Source organism: Acinetobacter sp. YH01020 (assembly GCF_013420275.1).
In the GTDB taxonomy this organism is placed as follows: domain Bacteria; phylum Pseudomonadota; class Gammaproteobacteria; order Pseudomonadales; family Moraxellaceae; genus Acinetobacter; species Acinetobacter amyesii.
Genome location: NZ_VOYN01000037.1, coordinates 1 through 17,717 on the forward strand (window position 1 = coordinate 1; position 17,717 = coordinate 17,717).

Annotated in this window: 13 protein-coding genes and 2 pseudogenes; 1 reads left to right on the forward strand and 14 read right to left on the reverse strand. The window is 41.5% G+C overall.

Going from position 1 to position 17,717, the window contains the following annotated elements; genetic code table 11:
• A pseudogene (locus FTT85_RS13120) lies at positions 1-122 on the reverse strand (helix-turn-helix domain-containing protein); the annotation flags it as partial.
• Between the two features lie 107 nt (positions 123-229).
• Between FTT85_RS13120 and FTT85_RS13125 the strand changes: the two are divergent.
• A pseudogene (locus tag FTT85_RS13125) lies at positions 230-688 on the forward strand (HAD family hydrolase); the annotation flags it as partial.
• 31 nt (positions 689-719) lie between these two features.
• Here FTT85_RS13125 and FTT85_RS13130 read toward each other — a convergent pair.
• The 13 genes from FTT85_RS13130 to pilQ all read right to left on the reverse strand — a co-directional run bounded on the left by FTT85_RS13130 (position 720) and on the right by pilQ (position 17,712).
• The gene (locus FTT85_RS13130) at positions 720-1,505 is read right to left on the reverse strand and encodes a hypothetical protein (RefSeq protein ID WP_180183736.1); all 786 of its coding nucleotides are present in this window, start codon (positions 1,503-1,505) and stop codon (positions 720-722) included.
• Between the two features lie 98 nt (positions 1,506-1,603).
• Positions 1,604-1,963 carry an antitoxin Xre/MbcA/ParS toxin-binding domain-containing protein gene (locus FTT85_RS13135; RefSeq protein ID WP_017400555.1) on the reverse strand — a complete coding sequence of 120 codons (360 nt, stop codon included), beginning with the start codon at positions 1,961-1,963 and terminating at the stop codon, positions 1,604-1,606.
• Positions 1,964-2,279: 316 nt separating this feature from the next.
• Positions 2,280-2,792, reverse strand: coding sequence for a hypothetical protein (locus tag FTT85_RS13140; RefSeq protein ID WP_017400556.1), 513 nt, complete (start codon positions 2,790-2,792; stop codon positions 2,280-2,282).
• Positions 2,793-3,105: 313 nt separating this feature from the next.
• On the reverse strand, positions 3,106-3,666 hold the full coding sequence (locus FTT85_RS13145) for a TPM domain-containing protein (protein WP_180183737.1): 561 nt from the start codon (positions 3,664-3,666) through the stop codon (positions 3,106-3,108).
• The gene (locus FTT85_RS13150; RefSeq protein WP_180183738.1) at positions 3,660-4,727 is read right to left on the reverse strand and encodes a TPM domain-containing protein; all 1,068 of its coding nucleotides are present in this window, start codon (positions 4,725-4,727) and stop codon (positions 3,660-3,662) included. The genes FTT85_RS13145 and FTT85_RS13150 overlap by 7 nt, the downstream gene beginning before the upstream one ends.
• A 29-nt stretch (positions 4,728-4,756) precedes the next feature.
• Complete coding sequence (locus tag FTT85_RS13155; protein WP_078189372.1) at positions 4,757-5,347, reverse strand: LemA family protein; 591 nt, start codon at positions 5,345-5,347, stop codon at positions 4,757-4,759.
• 162 nt (positions 5,348-5,509) lie between these two features.
• Positions 5,510-6,394, reverse strand: coding sequence for a metal-dependent hydrolase (locus FTT85_RS13160; RefSeq protein ID WP_180183739.1), 885 nt, complete (start codon positions 6,392-6,394; stop codon positions 5,510-5,512).
• Positions 6,395-6,634: 240 nt separating this feature from the next.
• On the reverse strand, positions 6,635-8,056 hold the full coding sequence (locus FTT85_RS13165; RefSeq protein ID WP_180183740.1) for an FAD-dependent oxidoreductase: 1,422 nt from the start codon (positions 8,054-8,056) through the stop codon (positions 6,635-6,637).
• A gap of 69 nt (positions 8,057-8,125) precedes the next feature.
• Positions 8,126-12,601 carry a glutamate synthase large subunit gene (gene gltB / locus FTT85_RS13170; protein ID WP_180183741.1) on the reverse strand — a complete coding sequence of 1,492 codons (4,476 nt, stop codon included), beginning with the start codon at positions 12,599-12,601 and terminating at the stop codon, positions 8,126-8,128.
• A 446-nt stretch (positions 12,602-13,047) separates the two neighbouring features.
• On the reverse strand, positions 13,048-13,887 hold the full coding sequence (locus FTT85_RS13175) for a hypothetical protein (protein ID WP_180183742.1): 840 nt from the start codon (positions 13,885-13,887) through the stop codon (positions 13,048-13,050).
• 7 nt (positions 13,888-13,894) lie between these two features.
• Positions 13,895-14,977 (reverse strand): 3-dehydroquinate synthase, encoded by a 1,083-nt coding sequence (gene aroB / locus FTT85_RS13180; protein ID WP_180178079.1) that lies wholly within the window; start codon positions 14,975-14,977, stop codon positions 13,895-13,897.
• Positions 14,978-14,991: 14 nt separating this feature from the next.
• Complete coding sequence (aroK, locus tag FTT85_RS13185) at positions 14,992-15,537, reverse strand: shikimate kinase AroK (RefSeq protein WP_078189378.1); 546 nt, start codon at positions 15,535-15,537, stop codon at positions 14,992-14,994.
• Between the two features lie 36 nt (positions 15,538-15,573).
• Entirely contained in the window at positions 15,574-17,712 is a 2,139-nt protein-coding gene (pilQ, locus tag FTT85_RS13190) for a type IV pilus secretin PilQ (protein ID WP_180183749.1), read from the reverse strand.
• Positions 17,713-17,717: the final 5 nt, after the last annotated feature.

Here is a 17,717-nt window from a genome sequence, read left to right on the forward strand (position 1 = left end):
GTTTCTGGGATACGTTCTTGTAGAGTGGCAACTTCCGCAACACTTTTACCTTCAGAAAGCCAGAGAATAGTTTGGGCACGTTGTCTTTCACGCCAATGTTTTGCATGCTTGGCCAGAAAAATGAGTCATTCTCGCTGTTCTAAACTAAGTGGTACAGAAACAATTCGAGGCATGTGTGAACATCTGTTAACTAAAAAAACTTTTTCGCATGATTAGTTATTTTTGTCAACTTATGTCCCATAATTTAAATTTGGCAGAGCTTACAAAGCGATTAGCAGTAAATATTCCAGACCAATTTCTGCAAGAACTTGAGCATGATTTAGATAAAGAGTTACGCTCTATTAGACTGTATGAAGATACCTTATCAACTTTGGAAGAATTAAAAAAATTGGGATTCAGATTGGCATTATGCTCAAATTTAGCGATGCCATATGGAAAAGTTGTTTCTTCATTTTTACCTTCTCTTGATGCTTATGCTTGGAGTTATGAGGTTGGAGCAATTAAACCAGAGTCACAAATTTATCAATATTTAATTGATAAATTACAATGTCATGCCAAAGACATTTTGTTTATTGGAGATACTCTTTTAGCTGATTACAGTGGTCCAACTGAATTTGGTATGTCAGCACGTTTAATTGATCGTAAGAGTGGGCAAAAGCTGGCAGATGTTTTAAGCGACATACTTTAACAACTCGTGGATGCCACCTAATAGTGAATACTCACAGCTCCTCATCTTTCAATTTTTTAAATTCTGCAATTCGTTCTTCAAGCTCCAGAACCCATGCTGGTTTTATATGTGGCACATTTAGGCGCTCAACACCTTGATGGTCAAAAAACTTATACACCTTTGCCGCCAACTTGATAAACGCCTGTTCAAACGTATTTGCCCAAACATCTAAACGATAATCATGATAATGCTCTTGGTATAATTTACCACCATCTTCTACTTTATTGAGATGTGAGCCAGTTTCTAAATAAATCACTAATTGCCCATTATCTTCATCATTATATGCACCGTGATAAACATTTTGGCAGTGCCCCCATGTATTCCAGTGCCATGATGGTACATCACCAATAACCGTCCAAAAAGCTGGGTGTGTATCAATAAAATGATAGGCAGTTAAAAAGTCTGTTGGATTTGCGAGATATGCTTGCCCATTTTCAAAGGCAGTCTGTAAAGCAGATTGTAAATGCTCAAATTTATTTTTATCGGTGTAGGAAAACAAACTACTAGAAAGATGCTCAGAGGTTTTAAAAAATAAGCCTCCACTCTCTTTATCCTTACCAAAATATTGATAAACCTCTGGTAAAATCTGTAAATCTGTAGGTTTGACATGATGGATCTGGTGTTGTACGTCTTTTAAGCTTTCATGAATTGCTTCCATACGATCAGGGTAAGTGACGACAAGTTTCGTATCTCGCAGTGATAAAATTGCTGGTTCAGTTATTTGGGGTAACTGTTCTAACAACCAGTCTGGTAATTGTTTTAATTCAGTTGGTTGCATTTTTATTTATCCTATTTTTAATAATTTCAACTTGTTACTTACGTTACACAACATAGTTTGTGAAAGTTCAGTGTAAGTTAGTCCATAGGAGCATATTGTCACACAAGGGCTTCAACAAAATTAAGAACAGAAATCAAGCCACTCATCGTTTCAATTTGATGAATTGGGATACCACTAGTGACTCTATTTTCGGACGTTAAAAAAATCTTCATCGCAGCCTGATCACCACCTGTCAAAGCATGTAAAGCTTGGTATAGACGAATCAGCAACAGTGCTAATTTCCCTTGTTTAGAATTTGGATCTAATTCAGGTTGGTTTTGCAATTGAGTGATTGCCTCGACATCCATATCTAGCACTATTGCGAGCTGAGACTGACTAAGAGAAAGCAGTTTAGCAGCCCTAAGTACTGACTTTCCCAATACAACTGCTGGTACTACCTGCTGCTCCAATAACGTCATAGCATCACCTCAAGCTCTAATTTTACTGATCAAGCCTTAAATCTAACAATATCATACAAATTACTAGATAAAACGATCACCTATTCCTGTTCGTAGCATACCAGTTATTCTTACTTGTTAGACCATCAGAAATAGTCACATAAGCTAATTTTGCTGACACCTGATGATTCATACTTACACCACGCCCTGCTGCTTCCAAGGCTAGTTTTTGATGAACAATGATGGAACACGAACAACAAATCGACCACTATATTAACCAAGGGGGTCAGTTTTTAAATGCCGTTAGGGGGGCATTTTTACACTGCCGCTAACACAGCTATCTTCCTATTTTTTTAAAATAGGTTTCACATTTTGAAGCGGGGCCAAAATTATATTTTAAAGCGGTATTGGCTCTAGCTGTTGCATATTCAATACCTTGAATTTCACGCTGCTGAGCAAAAACTTGAATCGCAGGATGTAACTGTTCTGAGCAACTGGCATCGTTGCTAAAGTATTTTAAAGTCTTGGTATTGGAAAAATATATTGCAGCAAACAATCGCCCATCTTTAAACACAATCGCGGATGAAGCATCTAAAGTGCTTCCAGACCGACCTTCATAATACAGCGCCTCATCTGTTTTCAGTAAATATGGCGCTGAGTAATTGTCAAAATTAGATTGAAATTTTAGATAATCATGCTTTAACAATGTTTGAAGTTCTGTTTGGATTTTTGGATTCAAAACAATTTGAGGAATTGATGAAATATCTGAATATTGAATGAAGTCTAGTTCTTGAGCATGAGTAAAAACGGAGATTGAAAAAAGTAGAAAAAGATAATAGTGATTCTTCATATCAAATTTATTATTTTTATGTTCATATTGACTTACTTATGGATTGTTCATTTTATATGGACACTTATGGAGTATCGATAAGAGTAAAACCCTTTTGAACTGATTTCATAACATTCTCCACAAATGTTTTTTAATTTAATTATTTAATAAAGCTATATAGCTTGTTTTATAAATAGCACAGAGCGTGCCAAGATTTATTATAGTGAAAATGACAGAAAAAACAGCACTTTAAAAAAATATTTTTATTTTTTGTAATCATTACGTCTCTTTTTGTGTTTAAAAGTGACGATTTGTGTCACTTTCTCACCGTTTTTTAGCGCAGAATTATGGGTGCATTTGCGATTTCATTCGTTCGATCTATAGACTTCCCTGCATAAAAGTGATCCATCACTTCACCAATCTCTTTTACGCCTGCCGTCAAAGCTATTCGGTATTGTTTATTTTGCATGCTTTGGATAATTCGCGTGCAAATAGCCTGCCACACTTGGGCATTGGTTGCCTGTCTCATCCCACGATCAATGACAATTTCAACCTGACGTTCACATAAGTTTAAATAAAGCAAAACACCACTATTAAATTCTGTATCCCACACACCCAGTTCAGCAAAGAGCTGTTCAGCACGTGCACGGGTATTTTGATAATAGGCTTGGTTCGAAGGAATATGCCCTTCGATCACCACCTGTATTTCACCTACATGCCCATGTTCAGCTTCTGTCACCGCTTGCGCAATAGCCTGTTGATCTTGCTTATTAAAAAACCGGTTTGCTGCAGGCATATAAAAGAAGTGCTTCAACCAACGTTTAAAACTTGGTTGTTGTATTTCCTGTGTTTTAGGACAGGTGACAATTTCTGTTGTTTCTGTTTTCGTTACCATGAACCTGATGCTCCCCCACCGCCAAAGCCACCACCGCCTCCGCTATAGCCTCCGCCACCAAAGCCACCACCTCCGCTACGGCCACCACCTCCCCCACCACCGGCAAGGAACATTTGAAAAATGGTTTGAGCAATAGCAGTGATGAGTAGAAAGAAAATTGCTCCACCCATCAACAGACTGGTGAGTAGACCTGCACCATTGACCAAACCCGCAACAGTACCTGCAACAGCAGCAGTTGACGCACTTAAGCGCTTACCCACAATAAAGGATGCAAAAATACCAATCACCAAAATGATGAGAACCGTTGTAAACGTTTTCTCTTTGGCTTGCTGTTCATGTAAGGCTTGTTCTTGGCGTTCTTTTAACTCATGTGCGGCTTGTACAGCAACTTCAGGGTCTTGATTTAAAATACGTGTTATTTCCGTTAAGCCAGCATCAATGCCTTGAGCATACTGAGCTTGCTTAAAATACGGTGTGATTTGATTTCGAATAATGCGACTAACGATGATATCGGGCATGATTCCTTCTAACCCATAACCCGTTAATATTTGTATGCGATGATCATTCACAGCAATCGCCATCAATATCCCATTGTCACGTTTTGCTGAACCGAGTTGCCATTTTTCTGCAACACGCATGGTGTAATCAAAAATATCTTCTTGACCCGTGGTTGGTACAATTACTACTCCAACTTGTGCCTTGCCTTGTTCGTGTAACTGTAAAATTTTCTGGCTAATGGCTTGCTTTTCAGCAGCGGAAAGTAAATTTGCTTGATCAACTACAGGTTCATTGAGCGTCGGCAAGCCACGAATCGACTCGCCATCTGCCATATCATTGGCAATACTCGGCTGCTGAATTTTGATTTCAGGCTGTGCTGTTGTATCTTTTTGCGTAGCTAACTGTTGATCTTTTAATATTTTACCGACAACAACTGTTTCAGCATCTACATCTGTAGCGGTGGCAGTTTCTGCATGTGTGAAACCCACCACACACAATAAGCATGCTAAAACCATGCGCTGCAACCACAACAAACCTGTATGTTTTAGCTCAAAATCCACCATCAGCCCACCTCACAATGCAGTGATGCCAATTAATTAAAATCAACTTTTGGTGCAGTTTGTGCACTTTGCTCTGCGCTAAAGTTAGGCTTGGTATCCATACCGATGACTTTAGCTGTCATCACTTGCGGGAACTGGCGTGCATAGCCATTAAAGTCTTGTACCGTAGTAATGTAGCGATTACGTGCGACAGCGATCCTGTTTTCAGTGCCTTCAAGCTGTACCTGTAAATCACGGAATTGCTCATTGGCTTTTAAGTCTGGATAATTTTCCGAGACTGCAATTAAACGAGAAAGTGCGCTGGTCATCTGCGCTTGAGCTTCTTGATATTTTTGGAACAGTGCTGGATCTTCCAAAACTTCCTTATCCACTTTTAAGCCTGCAACATTGGCACGTGCTTGAGTCACTTCGGTCAGTACTTGTTCCTCATGTTTCGCGTAGCCTTTAACCACATTGACAAGATTAGGTACCAAATCTGCACGGCGTTGATATTGGTTTTGTACTTCAGACCATGCTGCTGTAACGGCCTCGTCTTTGACTTGTAATGTGTTATAGCCACAACCACTCAGGGTCAATGTACTGACTAATGCGATTGCGAGCATGCTTTTTTTCATTGAATTCATAACCCTTAACCTCAAGTATTTATTTGTAATTGTTTAAATAAATTCATTCTAACCCTATTTTTCGAATGAATTATGTATTTTCTTTGTGATTAAATTCATCTACTCCTAAAATATTCAGCATTAAAAAAAGCCCATTATTCGGGCTTTTTTTATCATGTTGAATTAGCTATACAATTGCGGTGTAGTTTCAGTCTGAAAACTTTCCATTTGATATTCATCAGCAAGGCGTTCTTTCCAATATTTCACGATCTGACTGTAATCAATGTCGCTCGGATGGAATTCTGCTTTGTAATATGACAAATATTCTGGCATCAATTGAATAAACATTTTTGCCAATAAATACGCCCCGAAAATATTTCCGCCCAGCTTTGGTAAACTTTTTTTCTTATCTTGCATAAATAGCTTAGTTGCAGAATAAAACGTGAGACTTGCAAAACCCGTGGTCACACTGCGCATAATCATGCGACGTATTTTATCATCTCCATAGACATGTTGATATACATCAAATGCCACCGCACGATGCTCAATCTCTTCAATCGCATGCCAAACCCAAAGTTTCACTGCATCATCATCTAAAGTACTCAGTACTTCAGGATGTCTTAAAATATAGCCGCCAAGCAAAGCAGTAAAATGCTCAAATGCACAGGTGATTGCCAACTGTATTTTGGGATGTAAGTTTTTTACATAGCTGTCTTTACGTGCTAGCCATGCTTGGAAACGATCTAAATTATAGGTTTCACTGCGCCAAGCATCATTAAATTCAGCATGAGCCTTGGAGTGCATCGCTTCTTGCCCAATAAATGCTGCGATCTCAGCTTGCAATTTTTCATCACTGACTTTATCACGTACATTGCGCACGCTATGCACAAAGAATTGCTCACCAATGGGAAAGGTCGATGACAATGCCGTCAACAAATGCGACATCACCGGTGAGTTGGCAAAATAATGCCGGCGAATCGCTTTAGGATTGAATTGTGCTCGACGTACCGTAATGCCAATGGCTTTAGGACGATTTAGATATGTTTTTTGTGTCGTCACTTGCGTCATGGTCGCTTCCTAAAATTTAGATCATGATCGCAGTATGTAATTCCGATGCCCTTTCACACATGGCAAAATGTGCTAGCACACTTGCATAATTCACCATTCTAATGTGCTGTCTGACAACTTTTCAGCGTATTTATCTGCAAAATCCATTCACTTGTCATTTTGGGTAAATTCCAAAAAATAAAAAACCCGCCAAAGCGGGTTTTTTGAATGAATCCAGTGCAATCACTGGCATGTCATGACTTAAACATCTAAGTAGTCAAGAATACCTTCCGCAGCTTGGCGACCTTCCCAGATTGCGGTTACCACAAGGTCCGATCCACGTACCATATCACCGCCGGCAAAAATTTTCGGATTCGATGTTTGGAACTTAAATTCTTGCTGTTCAGCAGCAATGACGCGACCTGAACCATCCATACTGATGTTTGATGTTGTAAACCAGTCTGCAGGGCTGGTACGGAAACCGAAGGCAAGCAATACCGCATCTGCTGGTAAAATTTCTTCTGAACCCGGAACTGGTTCAGGGCTTCGACGACCGCGACTATCTGGCTCACCCAACTGAGTGGTCACAACTTTAACTCCCGTCACTTTGCCATTTTCACCCACAATTTCAATTGGCTGGCGATTAAATTGGAAATCCACACCTTCTTCACGCGCATTTTTCACTTCACGACGTGAACCCGGCATGTTTTCTTCATCACGACGGTAGGCACAGACAACGGATTCGGCACCTTGACGGATCGAGGTACGGTTACAGTCCATTGCGGTATCACCACCACCCAGAACAATCACTTTTTTGCCTTCCATGCTGATGTATTCAGATGGATCTTTTTCCCAACCTTGCGTACGGTTGACATTGGCAATCAAGAAATCCAGTGCATCATGAACACCAACAAGGTCTTCACCCGCAAAACCGCCCTTCATGTAGGTATAAGTTCCCATACCCATGAATACAGCGTCGTAATCAGCTAAAAGCTGGTCAATGGTCACATCTGTACCAATTTCAGTATTTAGACGGAATTCAACGCCCATGCCAGAGAAAATCTCACGGCGACGTTTCATCACATCTTTTTCCATTTTGAATTCTGGAATACCAAATGTCAGCAAACCACCAATTTCAGGACGCTTGTCAAATACGACTGGCTTCACACCATTACGTACAAGAATATCGGCACAGCCAAGACCAGCAGGACCTGCACCAATAATCGCAACTTTTTTGTCTGTCCACTTAACGTGTGACATATCTGGGCGCCAGCCCAATGCAAAGGCTGTATCGTTAATGTATTTTTCAGCATTACCAATGGTGACTGCACCAAAGCCGTCATTTAGCGTACATGCGCCTTCACATAAACGGTCTTGTGGGCACACACGACCACAAACTTCAGGCAATGTGTTGGTTTGATGACACAATTCTGCCGCTTGGAAAATGCGACCTTCTGCAATTAGTTTTAACCAGTTTGGAATGTAGTTATGTACTGGACATTTCCATTCACAATACGGGTTACCGCAACCTAAGCAGCGGTGTGTTTGGTTTTTTGCAACTTCAGCTGTAAACGGTTTATAGATTTCCACAAATTCTGCTTTGCGGACAACTAGATCTTTTTTCTCTGGATCTTGGCGTGCTACATCCAGGAACTGAAAGTCATTATTTAGGCGCTCTGCCATGTCTCTCTCCGTGGGTAGGTGTAAGCATGTTTTGACTTACACCTGCCTATCAAATCTGCAGTAGTCGAATTATTGTGGATCAGCTTGAGTTGTTTTCAACAAAGTCTGCAAATTAGCAGCTTTTGGTTTCACAAGCCAGAATTTGCGGCTATAGAAGTCAAACTCATTGCGGATCTTATACGCCCAAGCACTACCTGTTTCTTTAATATGTTCATCTAAGATACGGCACAAGAACTCTTTGTGTTCTTCCATCGATTCTGTAGAGATACGGTTCAATTCAATCAGTTCGTGGTTGTAATGGTCTACAAAGTCATTGTCGAGGTCGAGCACATAAGCGAAACCGCCTGTCATACCCGCACCAAAGTTATGACCCACTTTACCCAATACAGTCACGATACCACCTGTCATGTATTCACAGCAGTGGTCGCCTGCACCTTCAATCACGGCAAACGCACCCGAGTTACGTACTGCAAAACGCTCGCCTGCTGTACCTGCAGCAAACAATTTACCGCCTGTTGCACCATATAAACAGGTGTTACCAATGATTGCAGTATTTTGCGTTTGGAATGGTGAACCTTTCGGTGGGAAGATCGAGATACGACCACCAGCCATACCTTTACCCACGTAGTCATTCGCATCACCCTCTAGGCTGATGTGTAAACCGCCGGCGTTCCAAACACCCAATGACTGACCTGCAGTCCCTGTTAATTTAACTTTAACAGGGTGCGCTTCCATACTGAGGTTGCCATAACGTTTTGCAATCTCACCCGAAATACGCGCGCCAATTGAACGGTCACAGTTACCGATAGTGAAGCTATATTCACCGCCTGTGCCTGCTTCAATCGCTGGCAGCATTTCAGCTACCATTTTCTCAGCCAATAAGCCTTTATCGAATGGCGCATTACCTTGTACTTCACAGTACTGTGCTTTGCCTTCAGCCGCAGGATGCGATTGGAGCAATGCGCTCAAATCAAGGTGTGCATGTTTTTCAGTTTCACCTGGAAGCATTTCCAGTAAATCTGTACGGCCAATCAAATCTTTCAGACTTGATACGCCTAACGCGGCTAACCATTCACGTGTTTCTTCCGCAATAAAGTGGAAGAAATTGATCAGCATTTCAGGCTCACCGATATAGTGTTCCTGACGTAAATGATCTTGCTGTGTTGCAACACCGGTCGCACAGTTGTTTAAATGGCAAATACGCAGGTATTTACATCCCAATGCGATCATCGGTGTAGAACCAAAACCGAAACTTTCAGCCCCAAGAATCGCTGCTTTCACAACATCTAGACCCGTTTTCAAGCCGCCATCAGTTTGTACACGGACTTTGCCACGCAGATCGTTCACACGAAGCGCCTGATGCGCCTCAGATAGACCAAGCTCCCATGGAGAACCTGCATGGTGAATTGAAGAAAGTGGAGAAGCCGCTGTACCGCCGTCATAACCAGAAATGGTAATGAAGTCTGCGTATGCTTTTGCTACACCTGCCGCAATCGTACCAACACCCGGCTCAGAAACCAGCTTAACGGACACCATCGCCTGTGGGTTAACCTGTTTTAAATCGAAAATTAACTGTGATAAATCTTCGATTGAGTAGATGTCGTGATGCGGCGGTGGAGAAATTAATGTCACACCCGGTACTGAGTAACGTAAACGTGCAATTAAGCCATTCACTTTACCGCCCGGCAACTGACCACCTTCACCTGGTTTTGCACCTTGCGCCACTTTAATTTGAAGGACTTCTGCAGAAGTTAGATATGCAGGGGTCACACCAAAACGGCCAGATGCAATTTGTTTGATTTTCGAGTTACGGATAGTGCCGTAACGCGCTGGGTCTTCGCCGCCCTCACCTGAGTTCGAGCGACCACCAATGGTATTCATTGCGATTGCAATAGCTTCGTGCGCTTCAGGTGATAATGCACCTAAAGACATACCTGCAGAGTCAAAACGTGGCAGAATTTCTTCCACGGATTCAACTTGATCGAGTGCAATCGATTGATCTGTTTTCAACTTGAATAAGTCACGAATCGTCGCGATTGGACGGTTATTCACTAGCTCTGCGTATTCTTTAAAGTCCGCATAATTACCAGAACGCACAGATTTATGCAGCGCATTGATCACGTCTGGGTTAAATGCGTGATATTCCTTACCGAATACAAATTTCAGCATACCGCCTTGATCGATTGGCTTACGTGATTTCCACGCCAAATCTGCCAATTTTTTCAAGTCATTTTCTAGATCAGAGAATGTTGCGCCTTTAATACGGCTCGGTACACCCGTAAAGCATTTTGCAACCACTTCATCAGAGAGTCCTACCGCTTCAAACAACTGACCGCCACGGTAAGAGGCAACAGTAGAAATACCCATCTTAGAAAGGACTTTCAATAAGCCTTTATCAATGCCTTTACGGAAGTTCGCTTGTGCATGGATTGGGTCACCCAACAACTCGCCTTTCGCGATCAAGTCATTGATCACATCATATGCAAGGTATGGATAGATCGCAGTCGCACCGAAACCAAGAATCACCGCAAACTGATGCGCATCACGCGCCAAACCTGTTTCGACAATGATGTTGGCATCTGTACGTAGACCCACATTGATTAAATAGTGGTGAACTGCACCAGTTGCCATCAATGCATTTGCAGGTAAGAAACCTTGACGGATTTTCTTATCAGACAATACAAGTAAAGTTTTTCCATCGCGAATCGCTTGTGCAGATTCTTCACAAATACGCGCGATGGCAGCTTCTAAGCCTTCATCTTCTGCATAGTTCAGGTCGATGTCTGCAATTTCATAACCTTTACGACCAAGGGTACGAATTTGATGCATTTTCGAATTTGACAGTACTGGGCTTGAAATGATCAGACGATCTGCATGCTCTGGACCTTGTTCAAATACATTTTGTTCACGGCCGAGACATGTCTCTAACGACATTACGATCGATTCACGTAATGGATCGATTGGCGGATTCGTAACCTGAGCGAACTGCTGACGGAAGTAGTCAGACACATGGCGCACTTGACGAGACAATACTGCCATTGGCGTATCGTCACCCATTGAACCCACGGCTTCCTGACCGCTTTCAGCGATTGGACGAAGCAATTGGTCACGCTCTTCAAATGTCACCATGAACATTTTTTGTGAAGCTTTCAGGTCATCGCCTTTTAAGCCTTGATCACATAAATATTCTTCCAGCTCTGGACTGCCTTGTACACGTACTGAGTTTTCACGTAACCACTGACGGTACGGACGCATACGTTTGAGGTGATTACTCACATCTTGAGTATCGAGCATTTTGCCGGTAAAGGTATCGATCACCAAGATTTGACCCGGACCGACACGGCCTTTAGATACAACGTCTTCAGGTTCATAACCCCAAACACCAATTTCTGATGCCAAGGTGATGTAACCATTTTTGGTAATCACCCAACGTGCTGGACGTAAACCATTACGGTCAAGCATACAAATCGCATGACGGCCATCTTGAATTACCAGACCTGCTGGACCATCCCAAGCTTCCATATGTTTCGAGTTGAATTCGTAGAATGCACGTAAGTCCGCATCTAAAGTTTCAACGTTTTGCCAAGCTGGTGGAACCAACATGCGTAGCGCACGGAACAAGTCCATTCCGCCGCCGACAAGGATTTCCAGCATATTGTCTAAGCTTGAAGAATCCGAACCTGTACGGTTTACGATTGGATTCAGCTCAGCTAAACCTGGCAATAATGGGTTTTCAAATTTTGGTGTACGCGCCATCGCCCAGTTACGGTTTGCAGTAATGGTATTGATTTCACCATTGTGCGCCAAGTAACGGAACGGCTGTGCCAAAGGCCAACGCGGTAAGGTATTGGTTGAGAAACGCTGATGGAATACTACGATGTGTGACTTTAAGCGCTCATCAGCAAGATCGGTATAGAAGTCAGCAATGGCTGCTGGCATCATCAAACCTTTATAGCTGATCACAGTTGAGCATAAAGTGGTTACATAGAAGTATGGGTCAGCAGTCAGTTGTTGTTCTGCACGACGACGTGCCATCACCAACTTACGGTTGAATTCAACCTCTGAAACACCCATTGGGCAATTCACGATAATTTGTTCAAAGGCAGGCAATGACTGCATCGCGATTGAACCCAATGCATCGTTATTGGTTGGCACAACACGCCAAGCGATGACTTTACAGCCTTCGTCTTCGATTTCTTTGGTTAAAATTTGTTTTGCATGTGCGGCTAATGCAGGGTCTAGATTTAGAAATACCGTACCCACAGCAAAGATTTCACTCAATGTAATGTCACTGAGTTTTTTCGCTTCTTCACGGAAAAATTCTTTTGGCATAGCAAGGAGTAGACCACAGCCGTCACCGGTTTTGCCATCTGCGGCAATACCACCACGGTGGGTCATACAACTTAAACTATGCATTGCGGTTTTGACGAGATCATGGCTTGCATCACCCTGCATATGGGCGATTAAACCGAAACCACAGTTATCTTTAAACTCATCCGGTTGGTATAAACCTTGAGCGGGAGCTACAGTATTAGGCGATGGCATGTGCATAGCGTACCCTTCTTTTCTTTACAGCTCTTTCGAGCACTTAACAAACTAATTTCTTGTTGCGATTCGTCTTAACTTACTCACATGAATTGTTCTGTCGAGCAAAATTATTTCTTATTCACACCCTTAAGATAAACCGAATTCACCTTTGATGCATGAATAAAAAGTCAAATTTTCTGCTTTTGCAGTTCAGATCAGGGATAACGACTGGATTAATGACTTCGCACTTTTATCGAATCATTTTCGCGCCAAAACAGGGAGAAAAGTTCAATTTACGCACCAATTAAGCAATTTATATGCCAACTTGATGCATTTTCTCCTAAGATGGCTGATTACAAGCATTTTTTAGTTATAACAAATAATTCAAATTGTTCTTTTTTAATTTTATGCACTTTTTCTGTGCAGTTTAGACTTTTCCTAAGAGGTCTTGCGCTATTTTAGAACTAATTAAAAGGATCGGTTACTTCTTGTTCTACCGGTGCAGGTTTTGGACGTGGTGCATCTACACTACTTTGTGATTTTTGCACATCAATCACATTTCCTTCAGCATCACGACGTGTCACCGTAGTACTTGTCGTTGCATTAGTTGGTGTTGTTACCGTCGCTGCAGCCGCTGCTTTTCGTGCGGCGATTTGAGCTTCATCAATTTTCGGTAAAGGTACAGATTTTAATTTAACAGCATATAACTTTTGACTCGACGACATTTCTTCCGTGCCCAAATCATTCACATATGCTTGATATTGTTTAAATTCCACAACTTCAGGTTTGATTGAAGCAGGCAAAGCGATGTTAAGGCTCGACATTGCAGCTTTGGCATCATTTTGCGACGAATATGGTCCAGTTAAAATGACGTATTGCTCAGGATGGTCTTCACCAGAAAGTCGTAGATAAATAAATTTGTGACGCTCAGGCTGCTTGCGTAAGAAGCTTTTTAAAATATCTTCTTCAGAAACCCGAAATAATTCAACACCATAAAGCTTGACAGAATCATTGATAAATTTAGTGCCGCGAAATTCTGGCTCATGTTGAGCTGTAGCAACCACACGGGTCGTCATATCAAGTGGACGTACTTCTTCATTTAATGCACCAAGATGGGACATTGCTGCCACTTTCTCTGGCTGAATTTGCAAATCCACTTCGGTTTCCGCTTGTTTTTCAACTTCAACCAATTCTTTGGTATCTGTAATCGCCCAAAAAACCAATGCAGCGAACAGACACACAGCTCCACCCACCAACCATGTGTAGTGATGAACTTTTTGCCATTGAGACTGCCGCGCTGCCATGATGTACCTACTCTGCCTGATTTGCCAAAATTGCCTGTTTCATTAATTCGACATCAAACTCTTTGGTGATGATGGCCTGACCTAATGATTTCAGTAAAATAAGTCGTAATTGCCCATTCAATACTTTTTTATCATGGGACATATACGCCAAAAATTCCTCTAGCGGAATTTTAGGGCAAACTATCGGTAATTGTGCACGTAAAATGATTTTTTTTGTACGCTCTAAATCTTCAACTGTGATCCAGCCCATACGATGCGATAAATCTGCAGCCATCACCATCCCTGTTGCAACGGCTTCGCCATGTAACCATTCACCATACCCCAAGTACGATTCAATCGCATGGCCAAAGGTATGACCCAAGTTTAATAACGCACGCTCACCTTGTTCTTTTTCATCATTGGCCACAATACGCGCTTTATGGGCACATGAACGATAAACCGCTTCAGCCAACAAAGTTGCATCACCTGCAACTAAAGCATCCATATGCTGTTCAAGCCAAGTTAAGAATTCAACATCACCCAACAACGCATATTTGATCACTTCAGCCAAACCTGCAGAAAGTTCACGCACTGGCAAAGTTTTTAATTGCGCCATATCCGCAAGGACCACTTGGGGTTGCTGAAAGGCACCAATCATGTTTTTACCTAGTGGATGGTTAATCCCTGTTTTGCCACCAACACTTGAATCCACTTGAGAAAGCAAAGTCGTCGGCACTTGAATAAAATATACACCACGTTGATAGCATGCAGAGGCAAAACCGGTCATATCCCCAATGACACCACCACCTAATGCCAAAACCGTACAATCGCGGTTAAAGCCTGCTTCGAGCAAGGCATCAAAAATTAAATTCAAATGGTCTAAATTTTTATACTTTTCACCATCAGGCAAAATACATGTTGCAACAGTTTTCCCTAATGCTTCAATTGCATCCACATAATGTTTTAAATAGAGCGGGGCAACTGTGGTATTAGAGACAATCATCACTTGTTTACCCTGAATATAAGGCTCAAGTAAAGTTTGTGGATTGAGGTCACTACCAATAAAAATAGGGTAGCGACGATCACCAAGTTCAACATGTAAGGTTTGCATGAATTTAACCTTTTTTAACGAGATATATTTTGTGAAACAATTAAATTAAAAATTTTTTGCGCAAGATCTCGCGCGGCACCTTGATTGGTTTCAATAATATAGTGCGCGACTTCACGATAAAGAGGATCACGGGCAGCCAATAAATCTCGTAGCTTTTGCTCTGGATTTTCCACTTGAAGAAGTGGACGATTTTTGTCGCGGTAGGTTCGTTGTAACTGAATTTCCACCGGAGTATATAGATAAACAACAATACCACGTTGTTTTAAAAACTCACGATTTGGGGGCTGAGTCACTGCTCCACCACCAGTCGCCAAGACCAGTTGTTTTTTTGCAGTTAACTCATCAATGACATTCGTTTCACGACTTCTAAAGCCTTTTTCCCCTTCTTTTTCAAAAATCCAAGGAATGGTCGCACCTGTTTTACGTTCAATTTCATGATCACTGTCTAGAAATTCACGTCCTAACAATTCTGCTAAATGTCGCCCTACGGTTGTTTTTCCTGCCCCCATTGGCCCTACCAAATAGATATTTGGTAGGGTTTCAAACTCTTTGCTTGGCAAGGAGTCACCTATTTCTTTTGTTAAATTGAAAATATATTAATGATTTCTGGTAACACTGTCATTAACAATTCGCGGAGTAACAAAAATCAGCAACTCTCTCTTTTTATCAGATTTCATATCTTTACGGAAAAGTCTTCCTACATATGGTAAATCTCCAAGGAAAGGAACCTTCGTTTGATTGACAGAATTTTCTTGTTCGAATATTCCACCAAGAACAACAGTCTCTCCATTGTTGACCAAGACATCAGTATTAATTTCATTTTTATTTAGGATAATTTCACCATTTTGCGCATAACCAGCTGGTGAATCACTCTTAATATTCAGCTTCATTTGAACTTTACCATCAGGAGTAATGCTAGGCGTGACATCAAGACTTAATAAAGCTTCTTTAAACTCAGTAGAAGAGGTCGCATTTGAACCTGTACCCGTTGTGGTTTGATACGGAATCTCTTGACCTGATGCAACTTTGGCCTGTTGTTTATCCGCTGTCAGTACTTTTGGTGTAGAAATGACTTCACCATAACCATCCGCTTGTAAAGCAGAGAGTTCTAAATCCAACATAAAATCAGAAAGACTAATCAAGCCAAAGGCAATTCGGCTCGCCCCCTCAGCAGTTACACCTAAGTCCACGTTTAAGTTACTTGGACGTTGAATGGTATATTTCCCATCATCATCCGGTGTTTTTAAGTCCCAAAGCGTAGTATCACTACCACCCACCAATAAATGGTCATTTTGGTTAATCCCTTGAGATAAAATCCCCCACTTAACCCCCATTTCTTTGGTAAAGTCGGTAGAAGCTTTAACAATACGTGCTTCTACCATCACTTGTTTTACCGATACATCTAAAAGATCAATCATCTTACGAATTTGATCAATTTTAGTAGAGGTATCATTAATTATTAAAGTATTAGTCCGGGGGTCAGTTGAAACTGTTCCACGTGGGCTAAGCAAACTTCCGACATTTTCACCAGTATAATCATTACTATTTGATGAGTTTGAGTTTGAGTTTGAGTTTGAGTTTGAGTTTTTAGAATTCCGACCTTCTGTAATAAGTTTTTCGACGTCTGTTGCCTTAGCATAACTGAGTTGAATGTATTCAGTTTGAAGAGGAGCTAGCTTTACACTTTGTGCAATCGCTTTCGCTTCTTCTTCCTCCGCTTTAATCAACTCAGACACAGGCGCAATCCAAATCACATTACCATTACGACGTTTGTCCAAATTCTTGGTTTTCAAAACGATATCTAATGCTTGATCCCAAGGCACATCTTTTAAGCGAAGTGTAATATTCCCTTGAACCGTATCAGCAGCAACCATATTGATTTCAGTGAAATCAGCCAAAAGTTGCAGCACACGACGTACTTCAATATCTTGGAAGTCTAATGAAATCTTCTTACCGGTATAATGATTGGCAGCTTTAGGACGTAATGGATTCTTATCTTCCGGACGTTTCAAACTTACCGTTAATTTATTATCAGTTTGGTACGCCATATATTCATAGCTGCCCGTCGACTGAATGGTAATCACACCATTACCGCCATCATTATGTGCATCCACCGTTGCAACAGGTGTTGCAAAATCATTGACATTTAAACGGCGAGTCAAATGTGCAGGTACTTTATTGCCTAAAGTACGGATCACCACTTTACTGCCTTGCTGTTGAACATCAACGGGAGTATTTCCACCCAGTAAATCAACAACAACTTGACCTTCACCATTAGAACCACGGTGGAAACCAATATTTGAGATGCCCTGTTGCTGACGTTGTGCTACAGGCTGTACATAATTTGCAGCTTGTGCAGAGTTGATTTTTAAAATAAAGGTATTACCTTCAACACGCGTGGTAAAAGCGCCAGCATTGGCTAAATTCACAGTTAAGCGCGCACGTTGTGCATCCGAACTCACATCCACAGTGCTCGCTTCAGCCGTTGCAACAGGAATTGAACTTTGTTTTAAATTTTGCTGTGCTTTATCAAAGTCTAAAACTAGTCGTGATGGTTGATCGAGTTGATAAGCTTGTGGTTGCGGCGGCAAGCCATTAAACATCACGCGAATTTCAGTCCCTTGACCTGGAATTTGCATTGGTACCACATTGGTTACACTCACCTGAGCATTGGCAACTTGCATCATCGCCATTGCAACAGCCCCCATCGAAAACTGACGAAACACATGATTCATTGTAT

Coding starts and splice junctions, on each gene's coding strand:
- FTT85_RS13130 (WP_180183736.1), bottom strand. CDS start 1,505: ATGCAACCAACTGAATTAAAACAATTACCAGACTGGTTGTTAGAACAG.
- FTT85_RS13135 (WP_017400555.1), bottom strand. CDS start 1,963: ATGACGTTATTGGAGCAGCAGGTAGTACCAGCAGTTGTATTGGGAAAG.
- FTT85_RS13140 (WP_017400556.1), bottom strand. CDS start 2,792: ATGAAGAATCACTATTATCTTTTTCTACTTTTTTCAATCTCCGTTTTT.
- FTT85_RS13145 (WP_180183737.1), bottom strand. CDS start 3,666: ATGGTAACGAAAACAGAAACAACAGAAATTGTCACCTGTCCTAAAACA.
- FTT85_RS13150 (WP_180183738.1), bottom strand. CDS start 4,727: ATGGTGGATTTTGAGCTAAAACATACAGGTTTGTTGTGGTTGCAGCGC.
- FTT85_RS13155 (WP_078189372.1), bottom strand. CDS start 5,347: ATGAATTCAATGAAAAAAAGCATGCTCGCAATCGCATTAGTCAGTACA.
- FTT85_RS13160 (WP_180183739.1), bottom strand. CDS start 6,394: ATGACGCAAGTGACGACACAAAAAACATATCTAAATCGTCCTAAAGCC.
- FTT85_RS13165 (WP_180183740.1), bottom strand. CDS start 8,056: ATGGCAGAGCGCCTAAATAATGACTTTCAGTTCCTGGATGTAGCACGC.
- gltB (WP_180183741.1), bottom strand. CDS start 12,601: ATGCCATCGCCTAATACTGTAGCTCCCGCTCAAGGTTTATACCAACCG.
- FTT85_RS13175 (WP_180183742.1), bottom strand. CDS start 13,887: ATGGCAGCGCGGCAGTCTCAATGGCAAAAAGTTCATCACTACACATGG.
- aroB (WP_180178079.1), bottom strand. CDS start 14,977: ATGCAAACCTTACATGTTGAACTTGGTGATCGTCGCTACCCTATTTTT.
- pilQ (WP_180183749.1), bottom strand. CDS start 17,712: ATGAATCATGTGTTTCGTCAGTTTTCGATGGGGGCTGTTGCAATGGCG.